Annotated in this window: 19 protein-coding genes; 14 read left to right on the top strand and 5 right to left on the bottom strand. The window is 70.9% G+C overall.

Annotated features, from left to right (window positions below; all coding sequences use genetic code 11):
- Window positions 1-291: 291 nt before the first annotated feature.
- Together polX and HJD23_RS41570 are read right to left on the bottom strand one after the other, a co-directional pair.
- A complete protein-coding gene (polX, locus tag HJD23_RS41575; RefSeq protein WP_171115972.1) occupies window positions 292-2,037 on the bottom strand; it encodes a DNA polymerase/3'-5' exonuclease PolX in 1,746 nt (581 codons plus the stop codon).
- Window positions 2,038-2,136: 99 nt separating this feature from the next.
- Window positions 2,137-2,580 (bottom strand): MarR family transcriptional regulator, encoded by a 444-nt coding sequence (locus tag HJD23_RS41570; protein WP_171115970.1) that lies wholly within the window; start codon window positions 2,578-2,580, stop codon window positions 2,137-2,139.
- A 78-nt stretch (window positions 2,581-2,658) separates the two neighbouring features.
- On the opposite strand from HJD23_RS41570, the gene HJD23_RS41565 reads away from it, so the two are divergent.
- The 9 genes from HJD23_RS41565 (at window position 2,659) to HJD23_RS41525 (ending at window position 10,230) form a co-directional block, all read left to right on the top strand.
- The gene (locus tag HJD23_RS41565; protein WP_171115968.1) at window positions 2,659-3,771 is read left to right on the top strand and encodes a substrate-binding domain-containing protein; all 1,113 of its coding nucleotides are present in this window, start codon (window positions 2,659-2,661) and stop codon (window positions 3,769-3,771) included.
- 228 nt (window positions 3,772-3,999) lie between these two features.
- On the top strand, window positions 4,000-5,241 hold the full coding sequence (gene urtA, locus HJD23_RS41560) for an urea ABC transporter substrate-binding protein (protein ID WP_171118961.1): 1,242 nt from the start codon (window positions 4,000-4,002) through the stop codon (window positions 5,239-5,241).
- 11 nt (window positions 5,242-5,252) lie between these two features.
- Complete coding sequence (gene urtB / locus HJD23_RS41555; protein ID WP_171115966.1) at window positions 5,253-6,149, top strand: urea ABC transporter permease subunit UrtB; 897 nt, start codon at window positions 5,253-5,255, stop codon at window positions 6,147-6,149.
- Window positions 6,146-7,228, top strand: a complete 1,083-nt coding sequence (gene urtC / locus HJD23_RS41550; RefSeq protein ID WP_171115964.1) for an urea ABC transporter permease subunit UrtC — start codon at window positions 6,146-6,148, stop codon at window positions 7,226-7,228. The genes urtB and urtC overlap by 4 nt, the downstream gene beginning before the upstream one ends.
- Complete coding sequence (urtD, locus tag HJD23_RS41545; protein WP_171115962.1) at window positions 7,225-7,986, top strand: urea ABC transporter ATP-binding protein UrtD; 762 nt, start codon at window positions 7,225-7,227, stop codon at window positions 7,984-7,986. Before urtC ends, urtD begins: the two co-directional genes overlap by 4 nt.
- Window positions 7,986-8,678: an urea ABC transporter ATP-binding subunit UrtE gene (urtE, locus tag HJD23_RS41540; protein WP_171115961.1), complete on the top strand. Its 693-nt coding sequence runs from the start codon at window positions 7,986-7,988 to the stop codon at window positions 8,676-8,678. Before urtD ends, urtE begins: the two co-directional genes overlap by 1 nt.
- Before the next feature lie 163 nt (window positions 8,679-8,841).
- Complete coding sequence (locus HJD23_RS41535; protein WP_171115959.1) at window positions 8,842-9,282, top strand: SPW repeat protein; 441 nt, start codon at window positions 8,842-8,844, stop codon at window positions 9,280-9,282.
- Window positions 9,283-9,461: 179 nt separating this feature from the next.
- Entirely contained in the window at window positions 9,462-9,725 is a 264-nt protein-coding gene (locus HJD23_RS41530) for a GlsB/YeaQ/YmgE family stress response membrane protein (RefSeq protein ID WP_171115957.1), read from the top strand.
- A gap of 22 nt (window positions 9,726-9,747) precedes the next feature.
- Window positions 9,748-10,230, top strand: coding sequence for a nucleoside deaminase (locus HJD23_RS41525; RefSeq protein ID WP_171115955.1), 483 nt, complete (start codon window positions 9,748-9,750; stop codon window positions 10,228-10,230).
- Window positions 10,231-10,398: 168 nt separating this feature from the next.
- On the opposite strand, the gene HJD23_RS41520 is transcribed toward HJD23_RS41525, so the two are convergent.
- Window positions 10,399-11,061: a chaplin family protein gene (locus tag HJD23_RS41520; protein WP_171115953.1), complete on the bottom strand. Its 663-nt coding sequence runs from the start codon at window positions 11,059-11,061 to the stop codon at window positions 10,399-10,401.
- Between the two features lie 300 nt (window positions 11,062-11,361).
- Between HJD23_RS41520 and HJD23_RS41515 the strand changes: the two genes are divergently transcribed.
- Genes HJD23_RS41515 through HJD23_RS41505 form a run of 3 tightly spaced genes read left to right on the top strand, consistent with a single transcriptional unit; the run spans window position 11,362 to window position 15,205 of the window.
- Window positions 11,362-12,972 (top strand): alpha/beta fold hydrolase, encoded by a 1,611-nt coding sequence (locus HJD23_RS41515; RefSeq protein ID WP_171115951.1) that lies wholly within the window; start codon window positions 11,362-11,364, stop codon window positions 12,970-12,972.
- Between the two features lie 52 nt (window positions 12,973-13,024).
- The gene (locus tag HJD23_RS41510) at window positions 13,025-14,119 is read left to right on the top strand and encodes a chemotaxis protein (RefSeq protein WP_171115949.1); all 1,095 of its coding nucleotides are present in this window, start codon (window positions 13,025-13,027) and stop codon (window positions 14,117-14,119) included.
- Between the two features lie 60 nt (window positions 14,120-14,179).
- The gene (locus tag HJD23_RS41505) at window positions 14,180-15,205 is read left to right on the top strand and encodes a Gfo/Idh/MocA family oxidoreductase (protein ID WP_171115947.1); all 1,026 of its coding nucleotides are present in this window, start codon (window positions 14,180-14,182) and stop codon (window positions 15,203-15,205) included.
- Window positions 15,206-15,213: 8 nt separating this feature from the next.
- Here HJD23_RS41505 and HJD23_RS41500 read toward each other — a convergent pair whose 3' ends face one another.
- Entirely contained in the window at window positions 15,214-15,627 is a 414-nt protein-coding gene (locus tag HJD23_RS41500; RefSeq protein WP_171115944.1) for an SsgA family sporulation/cell division regulator, read from the bottom strand.
- A gap of 223 nt (window positions 15,628-15,850) precedes the next feature.
- Between HJD23_RS41500 and HJD23_RS41495 the strand changes: the two genes are divergently transcribed.
- Window positions 15,851-17,272 (top strand): SpoIIE family protein phosphatase, encoded by a 1,422-nt coding sequence (locus HJD23_RS41495; RefSeq protein ID WP_171115942.1) that lies wholly within the window; start codon window positions 15,851-15,853, stop codon window positions 17,270-17,272.
- A gap of 44 nt (window positions 17,273-17,316) precedes the next feature.
- Here HJD23_RS41495 and HJD23_RS41490 read toward each other — a convergent pair whose 3' ends face one another.
- Window positions 17,317-18,810, bottom strand: a complete 1,494-nt coding sequence (locus HJD23_RS41490; RefSeq protein WP_171115940.1) for a hypothetical protein — start codon at window positions 18,808-18,810, stop codon at window positions 17,317-17,319.
- Between the two features lie 244 nt (window positions 18,811-19,054).
- Here HJD23_RS41490 and HJD23_RS41485 point away from each other — a divergent pair, with 244 nt between their 5' ends.
- The gene (locus HJD23_RS41485; RefSeq protein WP_171115938.1) at window positions 19,055-20,236 is read left to right on the top strand and encodes an aminoglycoside phosphotransferase family protein; all 1,182 of its coding nucleotides are present in this window, start codon (window positions 19,055-19,057) and stop codon (window positions 20,234-20,236) included.
- Window positions 20,237-20,423: the final 187 nt, after the last annotated feature.

The following is a 20,423-nucleotide window of genomic DNA, read 5'->3' as shown; positions in this document are numbered from 1 at the left end:
CGTCACCTCGGCGCTGAGCGAAGGGTGGTCCGACCGAGCCGGTGCGGGCCGCCCCTCGCGGGGTGGCGCCGCACAAGTCCCGTGCGCCGCAATGAGAACAGCGCGGCGGTCAGTGGGCGGGAGCGGCTGATCCACCGGCCGGACACGCAGGCGCGGCCGACCCGCGCCTTCCGATGCGGGCACCGGGGAAATCCCGGCGTTGGCCGGGCTGTCCGAGGCCCTGGTCCGGGAGGGCGGCGTCAGGCTGGTGCGCCGACGGGTGCTCTGAGGGGCGCGGCTTCCAGAAACCGCCTAGCCTGTCCGCCCCTTGTGCAGGAAGCGCCGCAGGCGGGTCAGCGGCCAGGTGTTGATCACGTCGTCCTTGGTGAGCCAGCCGCGCTGTGCCGTGCCCACGCCGTAGCGCAGGTGGGCCAGGTGGAGGGTGGAGTGGGCGTCGCTGTCGATGGCGAACTTCACCCCGTACCGCTTGGCCCGCAGGATGTGTTCGTCGTTGAGGTCGAGCCGGTCGGGGTGGGAGTTGATCTCCAGGGCCGTGCCGGTGCGGGCGCAGGCGGCGAAGAGGGCGTCCAGGTCGGCGTCGACGCCGGGGCGCTTGCCGATGATGCGGGTGGTGGGGTGGCCGATGATGTTGATGTACGGGTTCTCGATGGCCCGCAGGAAGCGCTGGGTCATCGCGTCGTGCGCCTGGTTGAAGTGCGAGTGCACGGAGGCCACGCAGATGTCGAAGTCGGCCAGGAAGTCGTCCGGCCAGTCCACGCCGCCGTCGGGGTCGATGTTCAGCTCCACGCCGTGCAGCAGCCGCATCCCGGTGCGTTTGCCGCGCCGCCCGTACTCCTCGTCGAGCTCCCGGACGCGCGTCCGCTGGGCCAGCATGCGCTCGTCGGTCATGCGCTGCATGTAGAGGTTGGGCGCGTGGTCGGTGATCGCGTAGTAGGCGTGGCCGCGTTCGGCGGCCGCGGCGACCATCTCCTCCAGCGGGGCGAGGCCGTCCGTGAGGTCGGTGTGGGTATGCAGGTCGCCCCGGATGTCGGACTCCTGGACCAGCTCGGGCAGCTCACCGCGCAGCCCCGCCTCGATCTCGCCGCGGTCCTCGCGCAGGGTCGGCGGGATCCAGGGCAGGCCGAGCCGGGCGTAGACGTCCTCCTCCGTCTCGGAGACGATCTTGTCCCCGGTCTCGACGTCGAACAGCCCGTACTCGGAGAGCTTGAGCCCCTGGTGCACGGCCAGCTCCCGGGTGCGGATGTTGTGCGCCTTGGAGCCGGTGAAGTACTGCAGCGCCGCACCCCAGGAGTCCGGCGGTACGACCCGCAGGTCGACGGCGAGGCCCTTGGTGGTGCGGATCGACGTCTTGGTCGTGCCGTGCGCGATGACCTCGCTGGTCGCCGGCAGCTCGGTGAACGCCCGCATCAGCGGCTCCGAGTCCTCGGCGGCGGCGAGGATGTCGATGTCCCCGATGGTCTCGCGGCCGCGGCGCAGCGAGCCGGCATACGCACACCGCCGGCAGCCGGTCACCTTCGACAGCTGGGCGAGGACGCCCTCGGCGACGTCCATGGCGGCGTCGATCAGCACCCGGTCGCCGGAGGACTGCAGCAGCGCGATGCCGTGCAGGATGTTCTCCTCGGTCTTGGGACCGAAGCCCTTCAGGTCCCGCAGCCGCTCCTCGTGGATGGCGTCGGCCAGTTCCTCGATCGAGGAGATGCCCAGCTCCTGGTAGATCGCCATGGCCTTCTTCGGGCCGAGCGTGGGGATGGCCGTCAGCCGCCGGACCCCGGCGGGGATCTTCGCCCGCACCTCCTCGACGGCCGACACCTGGCCGGTGCGGAAGTACTCGACGATCTTCTCCGCGATCGACTTGCCGACGTTGGGGATCTCCTGGAGGCCCTTGACGTCCAGGGTGGACACGTCTGCGTGGTAGCCGCCGATGGAGCGGGCGGCCTTCTCGTAGGTGCGCGTCCGGTACGCGTCTCCTCCGGTGATCGAGATCAGGTCCGCGTACTCGGCGAACAGCGCGGCGACCTCATCGTTGGAACGAGCCACGTCTCCAGGGTAAGCACGACCGCCGCACCCCGCTCAGCTGAGCGGCCAGGGTCTGTATCGCGACGCCGGCATGATCCGAACGACACGGGGGCAACGCGGTCATACGCGCGACGCCGACTCCCCCAGCGCGGCAGCGAGCCGCTCCAGCAGTGTGCGCAGCACCTCCGTGTCCTCCTCGTCGAGCCCCGGCCAGTCCGCCCGTACCGCCCGGTCGACGCGCCGCCAGTACTCCAGGCCGCGTGGCGTGAGGTGGGCGAGGACGCGGCGCCGGTCCAGGGGGTCGACCCTGCGGTGGACCAGGTTCTGGTCGACGAGCCGGTCGACCAGCTTGGTGAGCGTCGGCGCCGGCAGGAACGCCGCCTCGGCGACAGCGGTCATGTTGTGCCCGGCCCCGTCGGAGAGCAGCGCGAGCACCCGCCACGCCTCGACCGAGCAGCCCTCCTCGTCCAACGCGGCCTGCAGGCGGCGGGCGGCCAGCCGCTCGGCCCGCGTCAGCAGCCGCACCAGGTCCTGCGGCCGACGCGACGCAGATGAAGTGGGCATCCTGCTCCTGGATCACGGTGTGCGTACATCGTATGAGATGGACTGGAGTTCACCTGGGGGAACCGAAATCATGACGGCATGTTCCGGCACGATCCCCCACTCGGCGAGTGGTTCACGGCCGACGCCTCCGTGCTCGGCGTGGCGCTCGTCTTCCCGTTGCAGGGACCGGCCGGGATCTTCGGGCCGACCTGCGAGCTGTGCGCCCGGCTCGCCGCCGAGCGGATCAATGGCGCGGGCGGGGTACTCGGCCGCGAGCTGCGGCTGATCCCCGTCGACGGCGGGGCGCCGCCGCGCCAGATCGCCGACCATGTCGAGGCGTTGGTGGACCTGGGCGTGGTGCAGGGCGTCACGGGCTGGCACATCTCCTCGGTGCGACAGGCGCTGGCGCCGAGGATCGCCCATCGGGTGCCGTACGTCTACACCGCCTTGTACGAGGGCGGGGAGAACACCGCGGGCGTGTTCCTGACGAGTGAGACGCCCCGCGACCAACTCCGCCCCGCGATGGCCCTGCTGGCGCGCGAACGCCGGGTGCGCCGGTGGTTCGTCGTCGGCAACGACTACGTGTGGCCGCGGCGCACGGCGCGGGCGGCGCAGGCGTACGCGCGTGAGACCGGCGGGACCGTCGCCGGTGAGGTGTATCTCCCGCTCGGCACCCACGACTTCGAGCCCACGCTGCGCCGTGTCGAGCGCTCCGACGCCGACGCGGTCCTGATGCTGCTGGTCGGGAGCGACGCCGTGCGGTTCAACCGGGCGTTCGCGGAGTACGGCCTGCACGCCCGCTGCCTGCGGCTGAGCACCTTGATGGACGAGAACATGCTGATGGCGAGCGGCCCTTCGGCGACCACCGACCTCTACAGCACCGCCGGTTTCTTCGCCTCGCTCGCCAACCAGGACACCCTCGACTTCCACGGCCAGTACGCGCGCCGGTACGGCGTCGAGGCACCCGCGCTCGGCAGCCTCGGTGAGTCCTGCTACGAGGGCGTCCTGCTGCTGGCGGCACTGCTGAAGCGGGCCGGGACGCTGGACGTGGGGGCGATCGGGGCGGCGGCCGGGACGGTGTCGTACGAGGGGCCGCGCGGGCTGCTGCGGCTGCGGGGCGGCCATGTGCGTCAGCGGATCTATCTGGCGCGGGCGGACGGCTGCGACTTCGACGTGCTCACGGAGCTGGATCTGCACGGTTCCCGCTCCTGACGCGGCTGAGCCGACGTCAAGATACTTCCCACAGAAACTAACCGGAATGCCTCGGCGAATGGTGAATTCGGCTTTCGAATGCACGTCACACACCGCCGGGGCGTTTTTTGTTGCCTCCGGGAAAGTCCCGTGAAACGCCCCGGAAACAGAACGACTTGAGGCTGTGGACCGCACTTCAGGAGGTTGTCGTCCTCCACACCCGAGGGGGTCCATTTGTCCAGCGCTTCCATCGTTCTTCGCCGCCGCTTCCTGTCCGGAGGCCTCGCGCTCACGGCCGTCGTGGCGCTGTCCGCGTGCGGGGCGAAAACCGACGCGACCGGCTCGTCCGAGGGGGCCGCGCAGGCCGACGTCAGCGGTGACACGGTCAAGGTCGGTCTGCTCAACTCGCTGTCCGGCACCATGGCGATCAGCGAGGTGACCGTCCGCGACTCCCTGAAGCTGGCGATCGACGAGATCAACGCCTCCGGCGGGGTGCTCGGCAAGAAGATCCAGCCGATCAGCGAGGACGGCGCCTCCGACTGGCCGACGTTCGCCGAGAAGGCGCAGAAGCTGATCAAGGAGGACCGGGTCGCCGCCACCTTCGGCTGCTGGACCTCCGCCAGCCGCAAGGCCGTCAAGCCGGTGTTCGAGAAGAACAAGTCGCTGCTGTTCTACCCGGTGCAGTACGAGGGCCTGGAGCAGTCGCCGTACATCTTCTACACGGGCGCGACCACCAACCAGCAGATCGTCCCGGCGCTGGACTACCTCAAGAGCAAGGGCCTGAAGAAGCTCTACCTGGTCGGGAGCGACTACGTCTTCCCGCGCACCGCCAACAAGATCATCCAGGCGTACGCCAAGGCCAACGGCATGACGGTCCTCGGAGAGGACTACGCTCCGCTCGGCTCCACCGAGTTCAGCACCATCGCCAACAAGGTCAAGGCGGCCAAGGCGGACGCCGTGTTCAACACCCTCAACGGCGACTCCAACGTGGCCTTCTTCAAGGAGTACAAGTCGGCCGGGCTCACCGCGAAGTCGCTGCCGGTGGTCTCCGTCTCGATCGCCGAGGAGGAGGTCAAGTCGATCGGCTCGCAGTATCTGGCGGGCCAGTTGACGGCCTGGAACTACTACCAGACGACCGCGGGCGCCGCGAACGAGAAGTTCGTGAGGGCGTACAAGGCGAAGTACGGCGAGGACAAGCCGACCAGTGACCCCATGGAGGCCGCGTACACCTCGGTCTACCTGTGGAAGGCGATGGTCGAGAAGGCCAGGTCCTTCGACCCGGAGAAGGTGAAGGCCGCCTCCGACGGCATCACCTTCGACGCGCCCGAGGGCAAGGTCACCGTGGACGGCGCCACCCAGCACCTCTACAAGACGGCCCGCATCGGCGAGATCGGCACCGACGGTCTGATCAAGGAGGTGTGGGACTCCGGCAAGCCCATCGAGCCCGACCCGTACCTCAAGGGCTACTCCTGGGCCTCCGACCTGAGCTGAGGAGGCGCCGAATGACCGTCATCCTCGGTCAGACATTCACCGGCATCAGCATCGGTGCCGTTCTGCTGCTCATCGCACTCGGCCTGTCGCTCACCTTCGGCCAGATGAACGTCATCAACATGGCCCACGGCGAGTTCATCATGGCGGGCGCCTACACGACGTACGTCCTGCAGAAATCCATTTCCGATGCCGGAATGTCGCTGCTGGTGGCGCTGCCCGTCGCCTTTCTCGTCTCCGGTGCCCTGGGCGCGCTGCTCGAATGGCTGCTGATACGACGCCTTTATCTGCGGCCCCTGGACACCCTTCTCGTCACCTGGGGCGTCTCGCTGATGCTCCAGCAACTCGCCCGGGACATTTTCGGCGCACCCAATGTGCAGACCCGGGCGCCGGACTGGCTCACCGGGAACGTCACGCTGATCGGCGGCGCGGATCCACTCACGGTCGCGAACAGCCGGCTGTTCATCCTGGGCCTCGCCGTCACGGCGGTCGTCGCGCTCGCGTCGACGCTGCGGCTGACGCCGCTCGGCCGCCGGGTCCGGGCCGTGGTGCAGAACCGGGACCTCGCGGAGGTGTCCGGCATCTCCACCGCCCGCGTGGACCGCACCGCGTTCTTCGTCGGCTCCGGGCTCGCGGGCATCGCCGGGGTGGCGCTGACGCTGGTCGGTCCGATCGGGCCGACGATGGGCACCAACGTCATCATCGACGCCTTCCTGGTGATCGTGGTCGGCGGGATCGGGCAGCTGAAGGGCACGGTGATCGTGGCGTTCGTGCTGGGCGTGCTGCAGTCGGTCCTGGAGTACTCCACCACCGTCAGCGTCGCGAAGGTGCTGGTGCTCGTCGCCATCGTCGCGTTCCTCCAGTGGCGGCCGCAGGGGCTGTACACGCTGCGCACCAGGAGTCTCGTATGAACCCCTTGAAGGGATCACTGCGGCCGGTCGCCGGTTTCGCGGGCGCCGCCGTCCTGCTCTTCGCCGTCGCCCCGCTCGCGCTCACCGACTTCCGGCTCGGGCTGCTCGCCAAGTACCTGTGCACGGCCATGGTCGCTGTCGGCATCTGTCTGGCCTGGGGCCGCGGTGGGCTGCTGACACTCGGGCAGGGTGTCTTCTTCGGGCTGGGCGGTTACGCCATGGCGATGCACCTGAAGATCGCCGACGCGGGGCCGGGCAACCTGCCCGACTTCATGCAGCTGTACGGCACCGCCACCGAACTGCCCTGGTGGTGGCGGCCGTTCGCCAACCCGGCGTTCGCCCTCGCCGCGACCGTGCTGCTGCCGATGGCGGTCGCCGCCCTGCTGGGCCTGTTCGTCTTCCGGCGCCGGGTGAAGGGCGCGTACTTCGCGATCCTCAGCCAGGCCCTCGCCGCCGCCTTCGCCATCTGGCTGATCGGCCAGCAGGCGACGACCGGCGGCACCAACGGGCTCACCGACATCCAGGGCTTCTTCGGCTACGACCTCGACGACCCGGTCAACCAGCGGACGGTGTACTTCGTCATCGCCGCCGCCCTGCTGGCCCTCATGGCCCTCGCCCGGCAGCTGATCCACAGCCGGTACGGCGAACTCCTGGTCGCCGTGCGCGACTCGGAGGAGCGGGTGCGTTTCCTCGGCTACGACCCGGCGAACGTGAAGCTCGTCGCGTACGTCGTGGCGGCGGGCATGGCGGGGCTGGCGGGCGCGCTGTTCGTGCCGGCCGTCGGCATCATCTCACCGGCGATGATCGGCATCGTGCCGTCCATCGAGTTCGTGATCGGCGCGGCGGTCGGCGGCCGGGCCAGCCTGGTGGGCGCGGTGCTGGGCGCGATCGGCGTGGCCTGGGCGAAAACCGCGTTGTCGGAGGAGTTCCCGGCGGCGTGGACGTACTTCCAGGGGCTGCTGTTCATCGTCGCGCTGGCCTTCCTGCCGGGTGGGTTCGCCTCGCTGGCCGGGATGCTGCGGCGGCGCAGGGCCCGGCAGCGCAAGGCGACGGTCGTCGCGGTGGGAGAAGCGGCATGAGCGGACTGGAGATACGGCGACTGCGGGTGTCCTTCGACGGCTTCACCGCCGTCGACGGCGTGGACCTTGAGGTGCGCCCCGGTGACTTGCGGTTCCTCATCGGGCCGAACGGCGCCGGCAAGACGACCCTCGTCGACGCCGTCACCGGCCTGGTGAAGGCGGCGGGCTCGGTGCGCTTCGACGGCGAGGAGCTGCTCGGGCGGAGCGTGCACCGGATCGCCCGGTCGGGGATCGGGCGGACGTTCCAGACCGCCACGGTCTTCGAGGAGCTGACGGTGCTGCAGAACCTGGACATCGCGGCGGGCGCCGGCCGCAGCGTGTGGACCATGCTGCGCCGCCGCAAGGACGTACCGGAGTCGGTCGTAGGGGCGCTGGAGACGATCGGCCTCACCGATCTCGCCGACTCCCCCGCCGGGACGCTCGCGCACGGTCAGAAGCAGTGGCTGGAGATCGGCATGCTGCTGGTGCAGGACGTACGGCTGCTGCTGCTCGACGAGCCGGTGGCCGGGATGAGCCACGACGAGCGCGAGGCGACCGGCGCGCTGCTGCGGCGCATCAGCGAGGAGCGCACCGTCGTCGTGATCGAGCACGACATGGACTTCATGCGGTCCTTCGCGCGCAGCGTGAGCGTGCTGCACGCGGGCCGACTGCTCAGCGAGGGGACGGTGGCCGAGGTACAGGCGGATCCAAAGGTGCAGGAGGTGTACCTGGGGCACGCTGCTGCGACCGAGGACGCCACCGTCGTACAGGAGGCGTGATGCTGGAGATCGACGACGTCCGGGTCGGCTACCACCGGAGCACCGTCCTGCACGGCGTGAGCATCGAGGTGCCGAAGGACGGGGTGGCGGCGGTCCTCGGACACAACGGCGCGGGCAAGAGCACGCTCCTGCGGGCCGCCGTCGGCCTGCTCACCCCGACCACCGGCCGTGTCCGTCTCGACGGCGAGGACATCACCCGCCGCAAGCCGCACGAGCGCGTGGCGCGCGGGATGGCGTACGTCCCGCAGGGCCAGCAGGCGTTCCCGCACCTGACGACCGCCGAGAACCTCCGGCTCGTCGCGGACGGGCGCCGGCGCGGGAAGGCGGCGGTCGACGAGGCGCTGGACCTGTTCCCGGCGCTACGGACGCTGACGAGCCGCCGCGCGGGCCTGCTGTCGGGTGGGCAGCGGCAGCAACTCGCCATCGCACGTGCGCTGGTGACGGAGCCTCGGGTCCTGTTCCTCGACGAGCCGACGGAGGGCATCCAGCCGTCGGTCGTGGCCGAGATCGAGGAGACGATCCTCGCTCTGGCCGCGCGGGGCGGCCTGTCCGTACTGCTGGTCGAACAGCACGTCGGCTTCGCGATGCGGGCCGCCCAGCGGTACTACGTCCTGGAGTCCGGCCGGGTCACCTCGTCCGGCACGGGCGGACGAGACGCGGAGGCGTCGGTACGGGAGGCGCTCAGCGTGTGAGGCGCCGCTCGTGCGTGCCGTCCACATGATCAGTTCTGTCCACGGCGATCAGAGGATTGAGCTCTACACATAAAGGTGAAATAAGAGCAGAATGGACCTACGCGGCGCTTACCGCATACCGCACCAGACGCGGTCAGGCCAGCGGAGTCAAAGGAGACGAGTCATGGCCAACGTCCAGCCCACCAGAGGTGACATAGCCAGCCACCCCGATGCACTAGAAATGCGGGATCGCTACGCCCGCATGCTCGGCGGTCGTGATGTGGCACTCGTGGACGGACCGGTGTTCCTGCTCGGTCTGTACTGTGCCGTGTCCCCCTGGGTGGTCCACTACAGCGCCAGCCAGCCCTCACTCGCGACCCACAACCTGATCATCGGGATCGCGATCGGCCTGCTGGCACTCGGGTTCACACGGGCGCCCGAACGCATGTACGGCCTCAGCTGGGCCATGTGCGCGCTGGGTGTGTGGATGATCATCTCCCCGTGGATCGTCGGCGCCAGCCCGGATGCCGGCGTCGTCTGGAACAACGTCATCATCGGCGCTCTGGCCTTGATCCTGGGCCTGGTGTGCGCCGGTACGGCGGCGAAGAGCGCCCCCAAGCCGTAGGTAACCCCGTGAGGAAGGGAGTCGATGAGGTACACCCAGGCCGGCCCGCGACCCCTCGCGGACCGGCCCTTTCCGTGCCTCAGCGGCTGGGCGCCTCCTCAGAAGACCCGGAATCGGACTGTCCCCGGCCTCAGTGGGCACACACCAAGCAGCGGGGGTTCTGACAAAGAGGGGCGGAGATGGAGATCTCGGGCATCATCAGCGCCATCGTCATCGGCGTCATCATCGGTGTACTGGGCCGACTCGTGGTTCCGGGCCGGCAGCGCATAGGAATCCTGTGGACGATCCTGGTCGGCATCGCCGCCGCGCTGATCGGCTCGGCGATCGCCACAGCGTTCGGCGTGGCCGACACCGAGGGGGTCGACTGGATCGAGTGGCTCATCCAGATCGGCCTCGCCGCACTCGGCGTCACGGCCCTGGACCGGGCGCGCGGACGTCAGTGACGGGGCGAGGAGGACGTCCGGCGTGGTGAGCGACGCCGAGCTGCGGTATCTGCGCCGGTGTGTCGAGCTGGCCGCACAGGCGCTGGACGCCGGGGACGAGCCGTTCGGGTCGGTGCTGGTCGGCGCGGACGGCGCGGTGCTGGCGGAGGACCACAACAGGGTGGCCTCCGGAGACCGCACCCGGCACCCGGAGTTCGAGCTGGCCCGCTGGTCGGCGGCACACCTGTCGCCGCAGCAACGCGCGGCGGCGACGGTGTACACCTCCGGCGAGCACTGCCCGATGTGCGCGGCCGCGCACGCCTGGGTGGGCCTCGGCCGCATCGTGTACGTGGTGTCCTCCGAGCAACTCGCCTCATGGCTGGCAGAGCTGGGCGTGCCACCGCCTCCGGTACGCACGCTGCCCGTCAGCGAGGTCGCACCCGGGGTTGCCGTGGCCGGGCCGGTTCCCGAACTCACGGAAGAGGTACGGGACCTGCACCGCCGCTTCTACCGAGCGAGACGCTGAGTCACCGCCCCTGCCTCTCCGCAGACCGCGGCTCCAGGTCCCAGTCCTACTGGCCAAGCCTCAAGTCTCCGGGCCACCGGTCCCCAAGCCCCAGCCCAAAGCCCAGGCCCCACCGTTGATCACCCGCCGATGGGGCCTTACCCCGTGCGCGACAAGAGCCGGGTGGGCTCAGCGCACCGCCCGGGGGCGGAAGCGCCGGTACAGCAGTGCCCCGCCCAGCACCATCGCCGCGGCACCGATCCCGACGGGCAGCGTCGCGTCCGCGCCCGTGTCCGCGAGGCCCGAGGCGGTGGGCGGCGCGGGGCGCGGGGCCACCGGGTTCGGGGCCGGGAGGGTCTTCGGCGGGATCGATGGCTTGGGTGACGCGGGGCGGGCCGGGCGGTCGCCGGACGTGTTCTCGGACTCGTTGCCGACGGCCCCGTTGCCGACGCCGACGACGTTCACCGTGTTGCCGGTGACGTTGACCGGCACATGCACAGGCAGCTGCAGCCCGTTGCCGGAGATCACCCCCGGCGAATCCTTTCCGCTGCCCTTGGCGGCCGCTCCCCCACCCGACGCGGCCGACGCCCCGGAGTCCTGGTCGTCGGCCTCGCTGACGTTGGCGCAGCGGTTGCCCGCGGCGGGGTTGAGGAGCCCCACCACGTTCACGGTGTTCCCGCACACGTTCACCGGGACGTGGACCGGGAGCTGGGCGGTGTTGCCGGAGATCACCCCCGGCGAGCCGACCGCGGCCCCGTCGGCCGCGGAGTCGGCGTGCACCGGAAACGTCACAGCCATCGCGCCCGAGGCGGCGGCGACGGCGATCACACCGTTTCGGGTAACCCGTTTCATGGGGTCCCTGCCTTCCAGACGTTGTCGCGGGCACTCACCCGCACGGGATAAAACGCAGGTGAACCATCCGAGTTATGGCTTATCCGCCTTTCACCCCATCGAGTGGCACGGTTGTCGAACTAGCGGCAAAGCCACCGAACCGCTCAACACACTCCGTAATCGTCCGCACCGGAAGGGTGAGCGGGCAGGGTAAGGCAGCGCCCCGCGCCCCGCTGGCCCGGAGGCGGCGCCTCCGAGCGCCGCTTATCGTGAGCGAGGGCGCCGCCCACCCGTCCCCGGCGGGGCGCCCTGGAGGCATCGATGCTGGCCAAGCTGTCACCGCGGCGCAGGCTACGGCGCCACGCGGTCGCCGGAGCCATCGGCCTGGCGATGCTGGGCGCCGCTCTGCCGGCGACGGCCGCGGACGATCCGCAGCCCGACCTGACCCGGTTCTACCGTCAGAAGGTCGTATGGAAGGCGTGCGAGGGCATGGCGACCCCCGACGACCTGCAGTGCGGAAAGGTCACCGTCCCCCTCGACTACGCGCGGCCCGGCGCCGGAACGCTCGATCTGGCCCTGGCCCGGTACCGGGCGAGCGGCGAGAAGCGCGGCTCGCTGCTGCTGAACTTCGGCGGGCCCGGCGGCTCCGGCGTCAGCGAACTCGCCTTCAGCGACGACGACTTCATGGACCTGACCGACGGCTACGACGTGGTGAGCTTCGATCCGCGCGGTGTCGGCCGGTCCTCGCCGGTCAGCTGCGGAAACGCCCCGTACGGTGGCCCCGGCGTCTGGGCCGGGACCGATGAGACGCTCCGCGATCCGAGCGCGGTGCTGCGGCAGTTGAAGGCGGTTGCCGAGGAGTGCGCCAAGCGCTCCGGGCCCGTACTGGCGCACATAGGCACGGTGAACGTCTCCCGGGACATGGACGTCATACGTCAGGCGCTCGGCGACGACAAGCTCAACTACCTGGGCTTCTCCTACGGGACGCGCCTCGGCGCGGTGTACGCGACCCAGTTCCCGGACAAGGTGGGCCGGGTGGCGCTGGACGGAGTCGACACGCTGACGGAGTCGCTCACCCAGCAGGGCGTGACGGGTGCCGCGGGGCAGCAGATCGCGCTGGACAACTTCCTCGACTGGTGCGTGAAGGACGTCGCCTGTCCGTTCGGTCAGGATCCGCGGACCGCCCGGGAAGAAGTCGTACGCCTCGTCCGGTCGATGGACGAGGACCCGGTCCCGACCGCGTTCAGCGGCGAGTTCACCGGCCAGGACCTGGTCGGCGCGCTGAGCCAGGCGCTCTACAGCACCGATACATGGCCGTCGTTGCAGCGCGCCCTGGCCTCGCTGGTCGAGGACGGGGACACGAGCGGGGTGGAGGCCTTCGCCGCCGGCGGCTTCGCGCTCCCGGGCCTGCCACAGGGCCGGAAGCCGTCGCCGTCCGCCGACGGCGGGCTCGTGGACCAGGAGGACGTCCCCCTGGACAACCTCACGGCCGCGCTGATCGCGATCAACTGCGCCGACGACCCCGACCGCCCCACGGCCCGGCAGATCACCGCGAACCTCGGCCGGCTGCGCGCCATGTACGAGGAGGCCTCGCCGGTCTTCGGCCGATTCCGCCTCACCCAGGTACTGCTGTGCTACGGCCGCCCCAAGGGCACCGACTTCATCCGCGAGAAGGTGAAGGACGTCGACAGTCCCAAGATGCTGCTGGTCGGCACCCGGGGCGACCCGGCGACGCCGTACCGCTGGACGGTGCAGACGGCGAAGCGGCTGGGACCGTCTGCTGTGGTGCTCGACAACAAGGGCGAGGGCCACACCGCTTACACCTCGTCCAAGTGCGTGCACAACAAGGTCGACGCCTTCCTGCTCTACGGCACCCTGCCCGCGAACGGAAGCTCCTGTGGGTCCGAGAACGGCGAGGGAGCGGCGCCATGACGATCATCGCGCCCCAAATGCCCGATACGTGAATCGGCCCTATGGTGCTGTCATGGAGCACGCACTCAGTCCCACGGCCCTGGCAGAGCTGCGCCGACCGCGCCCCTATCCCGCGGTGTCCGTGCTGACGCCGACGCACCGCAGGGAGCCGTACAACGCGCAGGACCGGGTCCGGCTGCGCAATGCGGTGGCCGAGGCCAAGAAGCAGTTGGAGACCGATCCCGAGGTGACCCGGGAACGGCGTGTCGATGTGGCGGCCCAGCTCGACCAGGCGCTCGGCGAGGTCGACCTGACACACGCCGAGGACGGCCTGGTGATCTTCGCCGCCCCGGGTGAGCACCAGGTGTGGTCGCTCGGCCGCGCCGTGCCCGAGCGGGTGGTGCTCTCCGACACCTTCCTCACCCGCAACCTCGTCTCCGCACAGGTGTCCGAACGGCCGTTCTGGGTGCTGTCGGTCTCGGCCGACCGCGCCACCCTCTGGAACGGCGGCGGGGGCCGGGTCACCGAGGAGCACACCGGCGGCTTCCCGCTGACCCGCAGGAACGAGAACTTCGACCCCGAGCGCCTGGAACGGTTCGGTGACATGCCGAGCACGTTCCGCGACGAGGGCACCCGGCACTTCCTGCGGGAGACCGACACGGCGATGGGCGCGGTACTGCGCGACGACCCGCGGCCGCTGTACGTGACCGGTGAGCAGGCGGCGCTGTCCTGCCTGGACGAGGTCGGGGACGCCTCCCGGCGCGCCGTGCACATCCCGCACGGCGGCCTCACGCACGGCACCCCGGACGCCGTGTGGCAGGCCGTGCGCCCCGTGGTCGAGGCCGAGGACCTGAGGACGATCGACACCGTGACGAAGGAACTCGAATCCGCCCGGGGCCGCAAGGAGTTCGTGGCCGGCGTGGACGAGGTCTGGCAGAACGCGCGGGAGGCCCGGGTCCGGCTGCTCGCCGTCGAGGAGAACTACCGGGTGATCGTGCGCGACGACGGCGGCCATCTCGTCCCGGCCTCCAGTGACGACCGCGACGCCCGCGAGGACATCGTGGACGAGATCGTGGAGCAGTGCCTGGAGACCGGCGCCGACGTCCGCTTCGTCCCCGACGGCACGCTGGCCGACGCCAACGGCATCGCGGGCGTGCTGCGCTACTGACGGCACCCGTGCCCTTCCGCCTACGCTACGCCGGGACAGTCGGCGGAGTGGGAGGGTCACGTGGGTGAGCTGCTGGGCGTGGCGGTGCTGGGCGCGGGACACATGGGAGCCGACCACATACGGCGGCTGGACCGGGTGGTGAGCGGCGCCAGGGTGGCCGCCGTGGCCGACCCGGACCCGGCACGGGCGAAGGAGGCGGCCGCCGGTATCGACGGGGTCGCGGTGCACGCCGAGGCGGAGGCCGCGCTGGACGCGCCCGGTGTCGACGCCGTACTGATCGCCTCTCCCGGTCCCGCCCACGAGGAGGCACTGCTCGCGGCCTTCGCGCGGGGCCTTCCGGTGCTGTGCGAGAAGCCCATGGTGCCCGAGTCGGCGGGGGCGCTGCGGGTGGTGCAGGCGGAGGCGCGGCTCGGGCGACGACTGGCGCAGGTCGGTTTCATGCGGCGGTACGACGCCGAGTACGGGCAGCTCAGGTCGTTGCTGGACAGCGGCCGTCTGGGGCGTCCGCTGATGCTGCACTGCGTCCACCGCAACGTCTTCTCCCCGCCCGGTTTCACCAGCGCGATGCTGGTCAACAGCTCGGTCTCGCACGAGATCGACGCGGCGCGCTGGCTGCTCGGCCAGGAACTGACCGCCGTGACCGTGCTGCGCCCCCGGTCCTCCGGGAACGCTCCCGAGGGCCTGCTCGACCCGCTGTTCGTGCTGTTCGAGACCGCGGGCGGCGCCCTGGTCGACGTGGAGGTCTTCGTCAACTGTGGCTTCGGCTACGAGGTGCGCTGCGAGGCCGTCTGCGAGGCGGGCAGCGCCCGGATCGGGGAGGGCCGCACGATGGTCGTCACATCGGACGGCGGCGCCCGCGAGGAGGTGCCGCAGGACTACCTCGTACGGTTCGCGGACGCCTACGACCGCGAGGTGCAGGCCTGGGTCGACGCCACCCGGCAGGGGCGGGTCACCGGCCCGAGCGCCTGGGACGGATACGCGGCCTCCGCCGTCGCCGAGGCCGGGGTCCGGGCGCTGGAGAGCGGCGCCCGGGTGACCGTCGAGCTCGCGGCGCGCCCGGAGCTGTACGCGGACGTGAGCGGCTGACGTCGACGTCAGACGCCGTCGAACAGGCTGCTCAGCCCCTGTTCGACGGCGTCGGCGACGTCCTCCTCGCCGGCCGCGACGACCGCGTAGGTGCGCAGCAGGAAGCGGCGCAGGGTCGCGGTGTCGAACTGGAGCAGCGCCAGCCCGAAGGGCGAGTGGAACTCCAGCACCGTACGGGCCCGCCCGCACGGCCAGATGTGCACGTCACCGCTCCCGGCCGGGCCGCGCACTCCCTCCTGCAGCAGGGACCGGGCGAAGGTCCAGCTGAGCGCCTCGCCGTCGAGGCACACCTCGGGCGGGAAGTCGAGGTGCACGGCCAGGGGGTCGGTGGAGAGGTAGCGGAGCGTGACGGGGACGGGAACTTCCCGCTCCTGCGCCGTGATCAGCCGGGCGTGGGCGGGCTGCTGGAGGGTGATGTCCATGCTCTTACGAGCTCGTTCCGGCGTCTGACGTACACCCTGAACACATGTGCGTCGAACACTCGAATGAACGCGGTAGTCGCAACCTTACGGACGGTGGCATATGCCAGAAGCACCACCGTATCGTGTGTTGCCAAATCCCTTACAGCGCGTCGCGGGCTGTGCAACAGTCGTAACGGTCCCACCGCCAGCCTTGGTCGTACCGTCCCCCGCATCGGAGTGCGTCATGCCGTCCCATCTCTCTGCGGACCGCCCAGCCGCCCAGCCGCCAGGACGCGGCTCGGTCGACGCGCTGATATCGCAGACGCGGCGACTCAAGGGCGAGGTGGACGCCGTACGGCGGGACGCGCCCAGTGACGGCTCGGACCCGCGGGATCGTTGGCAGCGCGCACTCTACGACCTCGCGCTGCACCAACTCAACGATCTCGACGAGCACTTGGCCCAGCTGCGCGACGGCCCACCGCCCGTGACCTCGGCGGCACCGGCCGAGCCGGCCCCGGCGGCACCGCCCGCTCCCCGGGGCGAGTCACTGCTCAGCCGGGTCGGCAGCGCGGAGTGGAACCTGCTGACGGACCAGGCCAGTTGGTCCGGCGAGCTGTACGAGATCCTCGGCCGCGACCCCGCCGCTGCCCCGCTCACCCTGGACGAGCTGCCTTCCCTGGTGCTGGACGCGGACCGGCCGAAGCTGACCGCGATGGTCACGGACTGCCTGGTCGACGCCAAGCGCATCGACGGCGAGTTCCGGATCGTGCGGCCGGACGGCGAGGTGCGGACCGTGCACATGATGGGCGAGCCCGTGCTCGACACCGACGGCGGCACCGCCTCGATGTGGGCCGTGCTGCGCGACGTCAGTGAACTGCGCCGCAGCCAGCAGGCGGTGAGCGAGACCCGTGACTCGCTGGAGCGCCGGCGGCACGTCGCACAGACCGAGCACCGGCTCGCGGTCGAGCTGCAGGAGGCCGTGCTGCCACCGTGGCACGGCACTCTGCGGCTCCCGGGCCAGGGCCCGCGCAGCCTGGATCTCGCGGCCCGCTATCTGCCTGCCTCGACGAGCGCGCTGATCGGCGGCGACTGGTACGACGCGCTGGAACTGCCCGACGGCGAGACCCTGCTCAGCGTCGGCGACCTCACCGGCCACGGCGTCACGGTGACGTCGGGCATGGCGATGCTGCTCGGCGCGGTGCGCGGCATGGCGATGGCGGGCACCCGGCCCGGCCAGTTGCTGGCCTGGCTCAATCAACTGCTGGACACCACCGTCCAGCCGGCCCTCGGCAGCGCCGTCTGCTGCCGCTACCGCCCCGAGACCCACACGCTGGTGTGGGCGCAAGCAGGACACCCCGCCCCGCTGCTGTTCCGCAACGGGACGGGGCGCAGGTTGAGCGCACCGGACGGCGTCCTGCTCGGCGCGACCTCGGGAGCCGCCTACGGCGAGGCCGAGGAGACCCTCGAAGCGGGCGACCTGGTCCTGCTGCACACCGACGGACTGGTGCCCAGGGACTGGGGGTCCCCCCACCGCCTCACCGACCTGGCCCCGCGCTTCGCGGAGGCACGGACCGCACAGGACTGCGTGCGGACGGTCGTGGAGGAGTTCGGCGAGACCGAACGCGAGGACGACGCCTGTGTACTGATCGCCAAGGTCACGTCATAGGGGACAGTCGATAGGAGGCGTGATAGGAGGCGGGGACAGTGGAACTACACCTGTGAGCTGTTGCCGCCCCTCCCCTTCGTCTTCGGCAGCGCCAGCTTGATCTCCTCCCGCAGCTCCTGGATCTTCGGATACTCGCCGTACTCGGCGGTGAGCCGGTACATCTGGCGCAGCCTGTCCCAGGTGCGGCGGGAGGAGTTCTGCCCCATCGACATCAGGGCGAGTCGGGCGAACCGGTCCGCCTGTTCGGGGTCGTCGGCGATGAAGCAGGCGGAGGCCATGGACAGGAAGTCGAAGATCTTCGACCGCTGCTGTGCCTCGACCCGCAGCGCCAGCGCCTTGTCCGCGTAGTGCTGGGCGTGCGTCGCCGCGCCCGGCTCGAACTCCGCGAGCGTGCGGTAGGCCAGGGCCTGCATGCCGTACAGGTCCGCCTCGTTGAACAGCTGCATCCAGCTGGGCGGCGGCACGTCCGCCTTGTCGGAGACGAACAGGTCCTCCGCCTGGCCGAGGGTGCGGCGCATGGCCTGGCCCTTGCCCATGGACGCCTGCGCCCACGCCTCGATGGTGTGGAACATCGCCCGGGTGCGGGGCAGTACCTCCTGCCCGGAGCCGGACTGGGCGAGCTTCATCAGGTCCAGCGCGTCGTCGGGCCGTCCCAGGTGCACCATCTGGCGGGCCGCCCGGGAGAGCGCCTCGCCGGCCCGGGGCCGGTCGCCGCCCTCGCGCGCGGCATGGGCGGCAATGACGAAGTACTTCTGGGCCGTGGGCTCCAGGCCGACGTCGTGCGACATCCAGCCCGCGAGGACGGCGAGGTTGGCGGCGACGCCCCACAGGCGCCGCTGCAGATGGGGTGGGTGACGGTAGGCGAGCATTCCGCCCACCTCGTTGAGCTGGCCCACGACCGCCTTGCGCTGGAGCCCGCCGCCGCGGGCCGCGTCCCAGGCGCGGAACACTTCGACCGAGCGCTCCAGTTCCTCGATCTCCTGCGACCCGATGGGGGCGGCCTCATAGCGGTCGAACCCGGCGGGGTCGGCGTGCAGGGGGTCGTCGAGATGGGGAGCGTCGGCCGCCAGGGCCGGATCGGTGTGCAGCCAGTCGTACATGGCGCTGCTGAGTGCGGATCCCGCGGCGAGCACGGCACCCGCGCCCACCAAGCCGCGTCGGTTGAGCATGAGGTCCATTCCCGTGAATTCGGTGAGGACCGCAGCGGTCCGTTCGGGCGCCCACGGCACACCGTCGGGATGCTCCACACTCCCGCCGCCCTGCCGCTTTCCCGTACGCCCGTGCCGGACCAGACCGAGGTCCTCGATGGTCACGACACGGCCGAGACGCTCGGTGAACAGAGCCGCCAGCACCCGCGGCACCGGATCGCGCGGGATCTCTCCCATGTCGATCCAACGCCGCACCCGTGAGGTGTCGGTCGCCAGCTGGGGGTGGCCCATGGCCGCCGCCTGCTTGTTGACCAGCCTCGCGAGCTCGCCCTTGGACCAGCCGGCCAGGCCGAACAGGTCCGCAAGGCGGGTGTTGGGTTGTCCGCTCACGTCAAGCCCCCAGGTTCTCGGCTGAGTTGACAGTAGCCCGGGGCGAGTTGCCGGGCGACTATTCGCCAGGGTTCGCCAGGGTGCGCCAGATGGTGTGCCACGGGGCATCGGGTGTCAGGTAGGAACGCGCCACCCCGACCCGGTCGCCTTCTTGATACGGCTGGTGCATTCCCCAGGGTGCACCCGGGCGGTCGGTTCGGGTGGCGTAATGACTCGCAGGCACACGAAGGGATCTGTCTCGCCCATGTACGCAGCATCGTCCTCCGTGTCCGCCCCGCCCCGGCCGCTGCGCCCGCGCCCCGCGACTCCCGCCTCCCCCAGGCCGGGAGAGCCCCCCCTGCCGGGTGGCGGCGGCCCCTACCTCGCCCCCGCGCGCCCGACGGGCCCCGTGCTCGGTGCGGGCCGGACGCGGCGCCCCGCGGGGCTCGGCACCCAACCGCTCAGCGGGAGACTCGACTTGTCCGGCCCCCAGGACGCCCAGCTGCGCACGGTGATCGCCTCGGTGCACCGGATCTGCCCGGAGTTCGCCCCCGTGCAGGTGCTGCGGCGCAGCGGACGGTCCGTGCTGCTGGTCGGCACCACCGGACGCAGTACGGCCGTCGCCAAGTGTCTACTCGACCACTCCCCGGCGTGGGCCGAGCGGATCCGCCACGAAATAGCGGCATACCGCTCGTTCGTCCGGCACCGCCCGCCCGTGCGGGCGCCCCGGCTGATCGCGGCGGACCCGGACAACTGCACGCTGGTCATCGAGCGGATGCCGGGACGGGCGGCGGCCCTTCAGCGGCACCCGGCGGAGGCACCACCACGCGCGGACATCCGGCAGGCGCTGAGCGCGATCTGCCGGCTGAACGCCTGGCGGCCCCCCGCGGGCACGTTCGACGCGCCGCTGGACTACGCGGCCCGGATCTCCCGGTACCACGAGCTGGGGCTGCTCACCGACCGGGACCTGGGCGACCTGCAGAAGCTGCTGCACGGCATCGCACTCGCCGCCGGGCGGCAGGGCATGGGCCAGTTCTGCCACGGCGACGCGCTGCTGTCGAACGTCCTGCTCTCGCCCGCGGGACCGGTCCTGGTGGACTGGGAGCACGCCGGCTGGTACCTGCCGGGGTACGACCTGGCCACCCTGTGGTCGGTGCTCGGCGACGCCCCCGCGGCGCGGCGGCACATCAGTCAGATCGCCCAGTCCGCGGGGCCGGCCTCGCGGGACGCGTTCCTGGTCAACCTGATGCTCGTACTGACCCGCGAGATCCGTACGTACGAGACGGCCGTGCAGCGTTCGATGCATGACGCGACCCCGGCGGCACCGGGCGCGGCCCAGCCGGGTGCCGTGCCGTCCGGTGAGGAGCAGCGGCTGCTGCTGCGGCGGTTGCACGACGACTGCCAGCTGGCCCGCCGGGCCGTGCGCGCGGCGGTCGGCACTCGCTGAACGGGGACCACGGCCCGCGGTGCGCCAGGGACAGCGGCGCACCGCGGGCCTCGTCGTGTCCGGGGCCGTGGTGGAGGGTCCATTGGTGTACGCCACTGACGCCCCGCAGGCCCGTCGGCCGCCGCCACGAAACTCCCGCAACCCGGCCCTGACCGGCGAAATCGCCTCCTTGGTTGCACGATTGACG

Source organism: Streptomyces sp. Z423-1 (assembly GCF_013009255.1).
GTDB lineage: Bacteria > Actinomycetota > Actinomycetes > Streptomycetales > Streptomycetaceae > Streptomyces > Streptomyces gossypiisoli.
The sequence above is the reverse complement of the archived record's forward strand: the minus strand, read 5'-3'. Positions and strand labels throughout refer to the sequence as shown.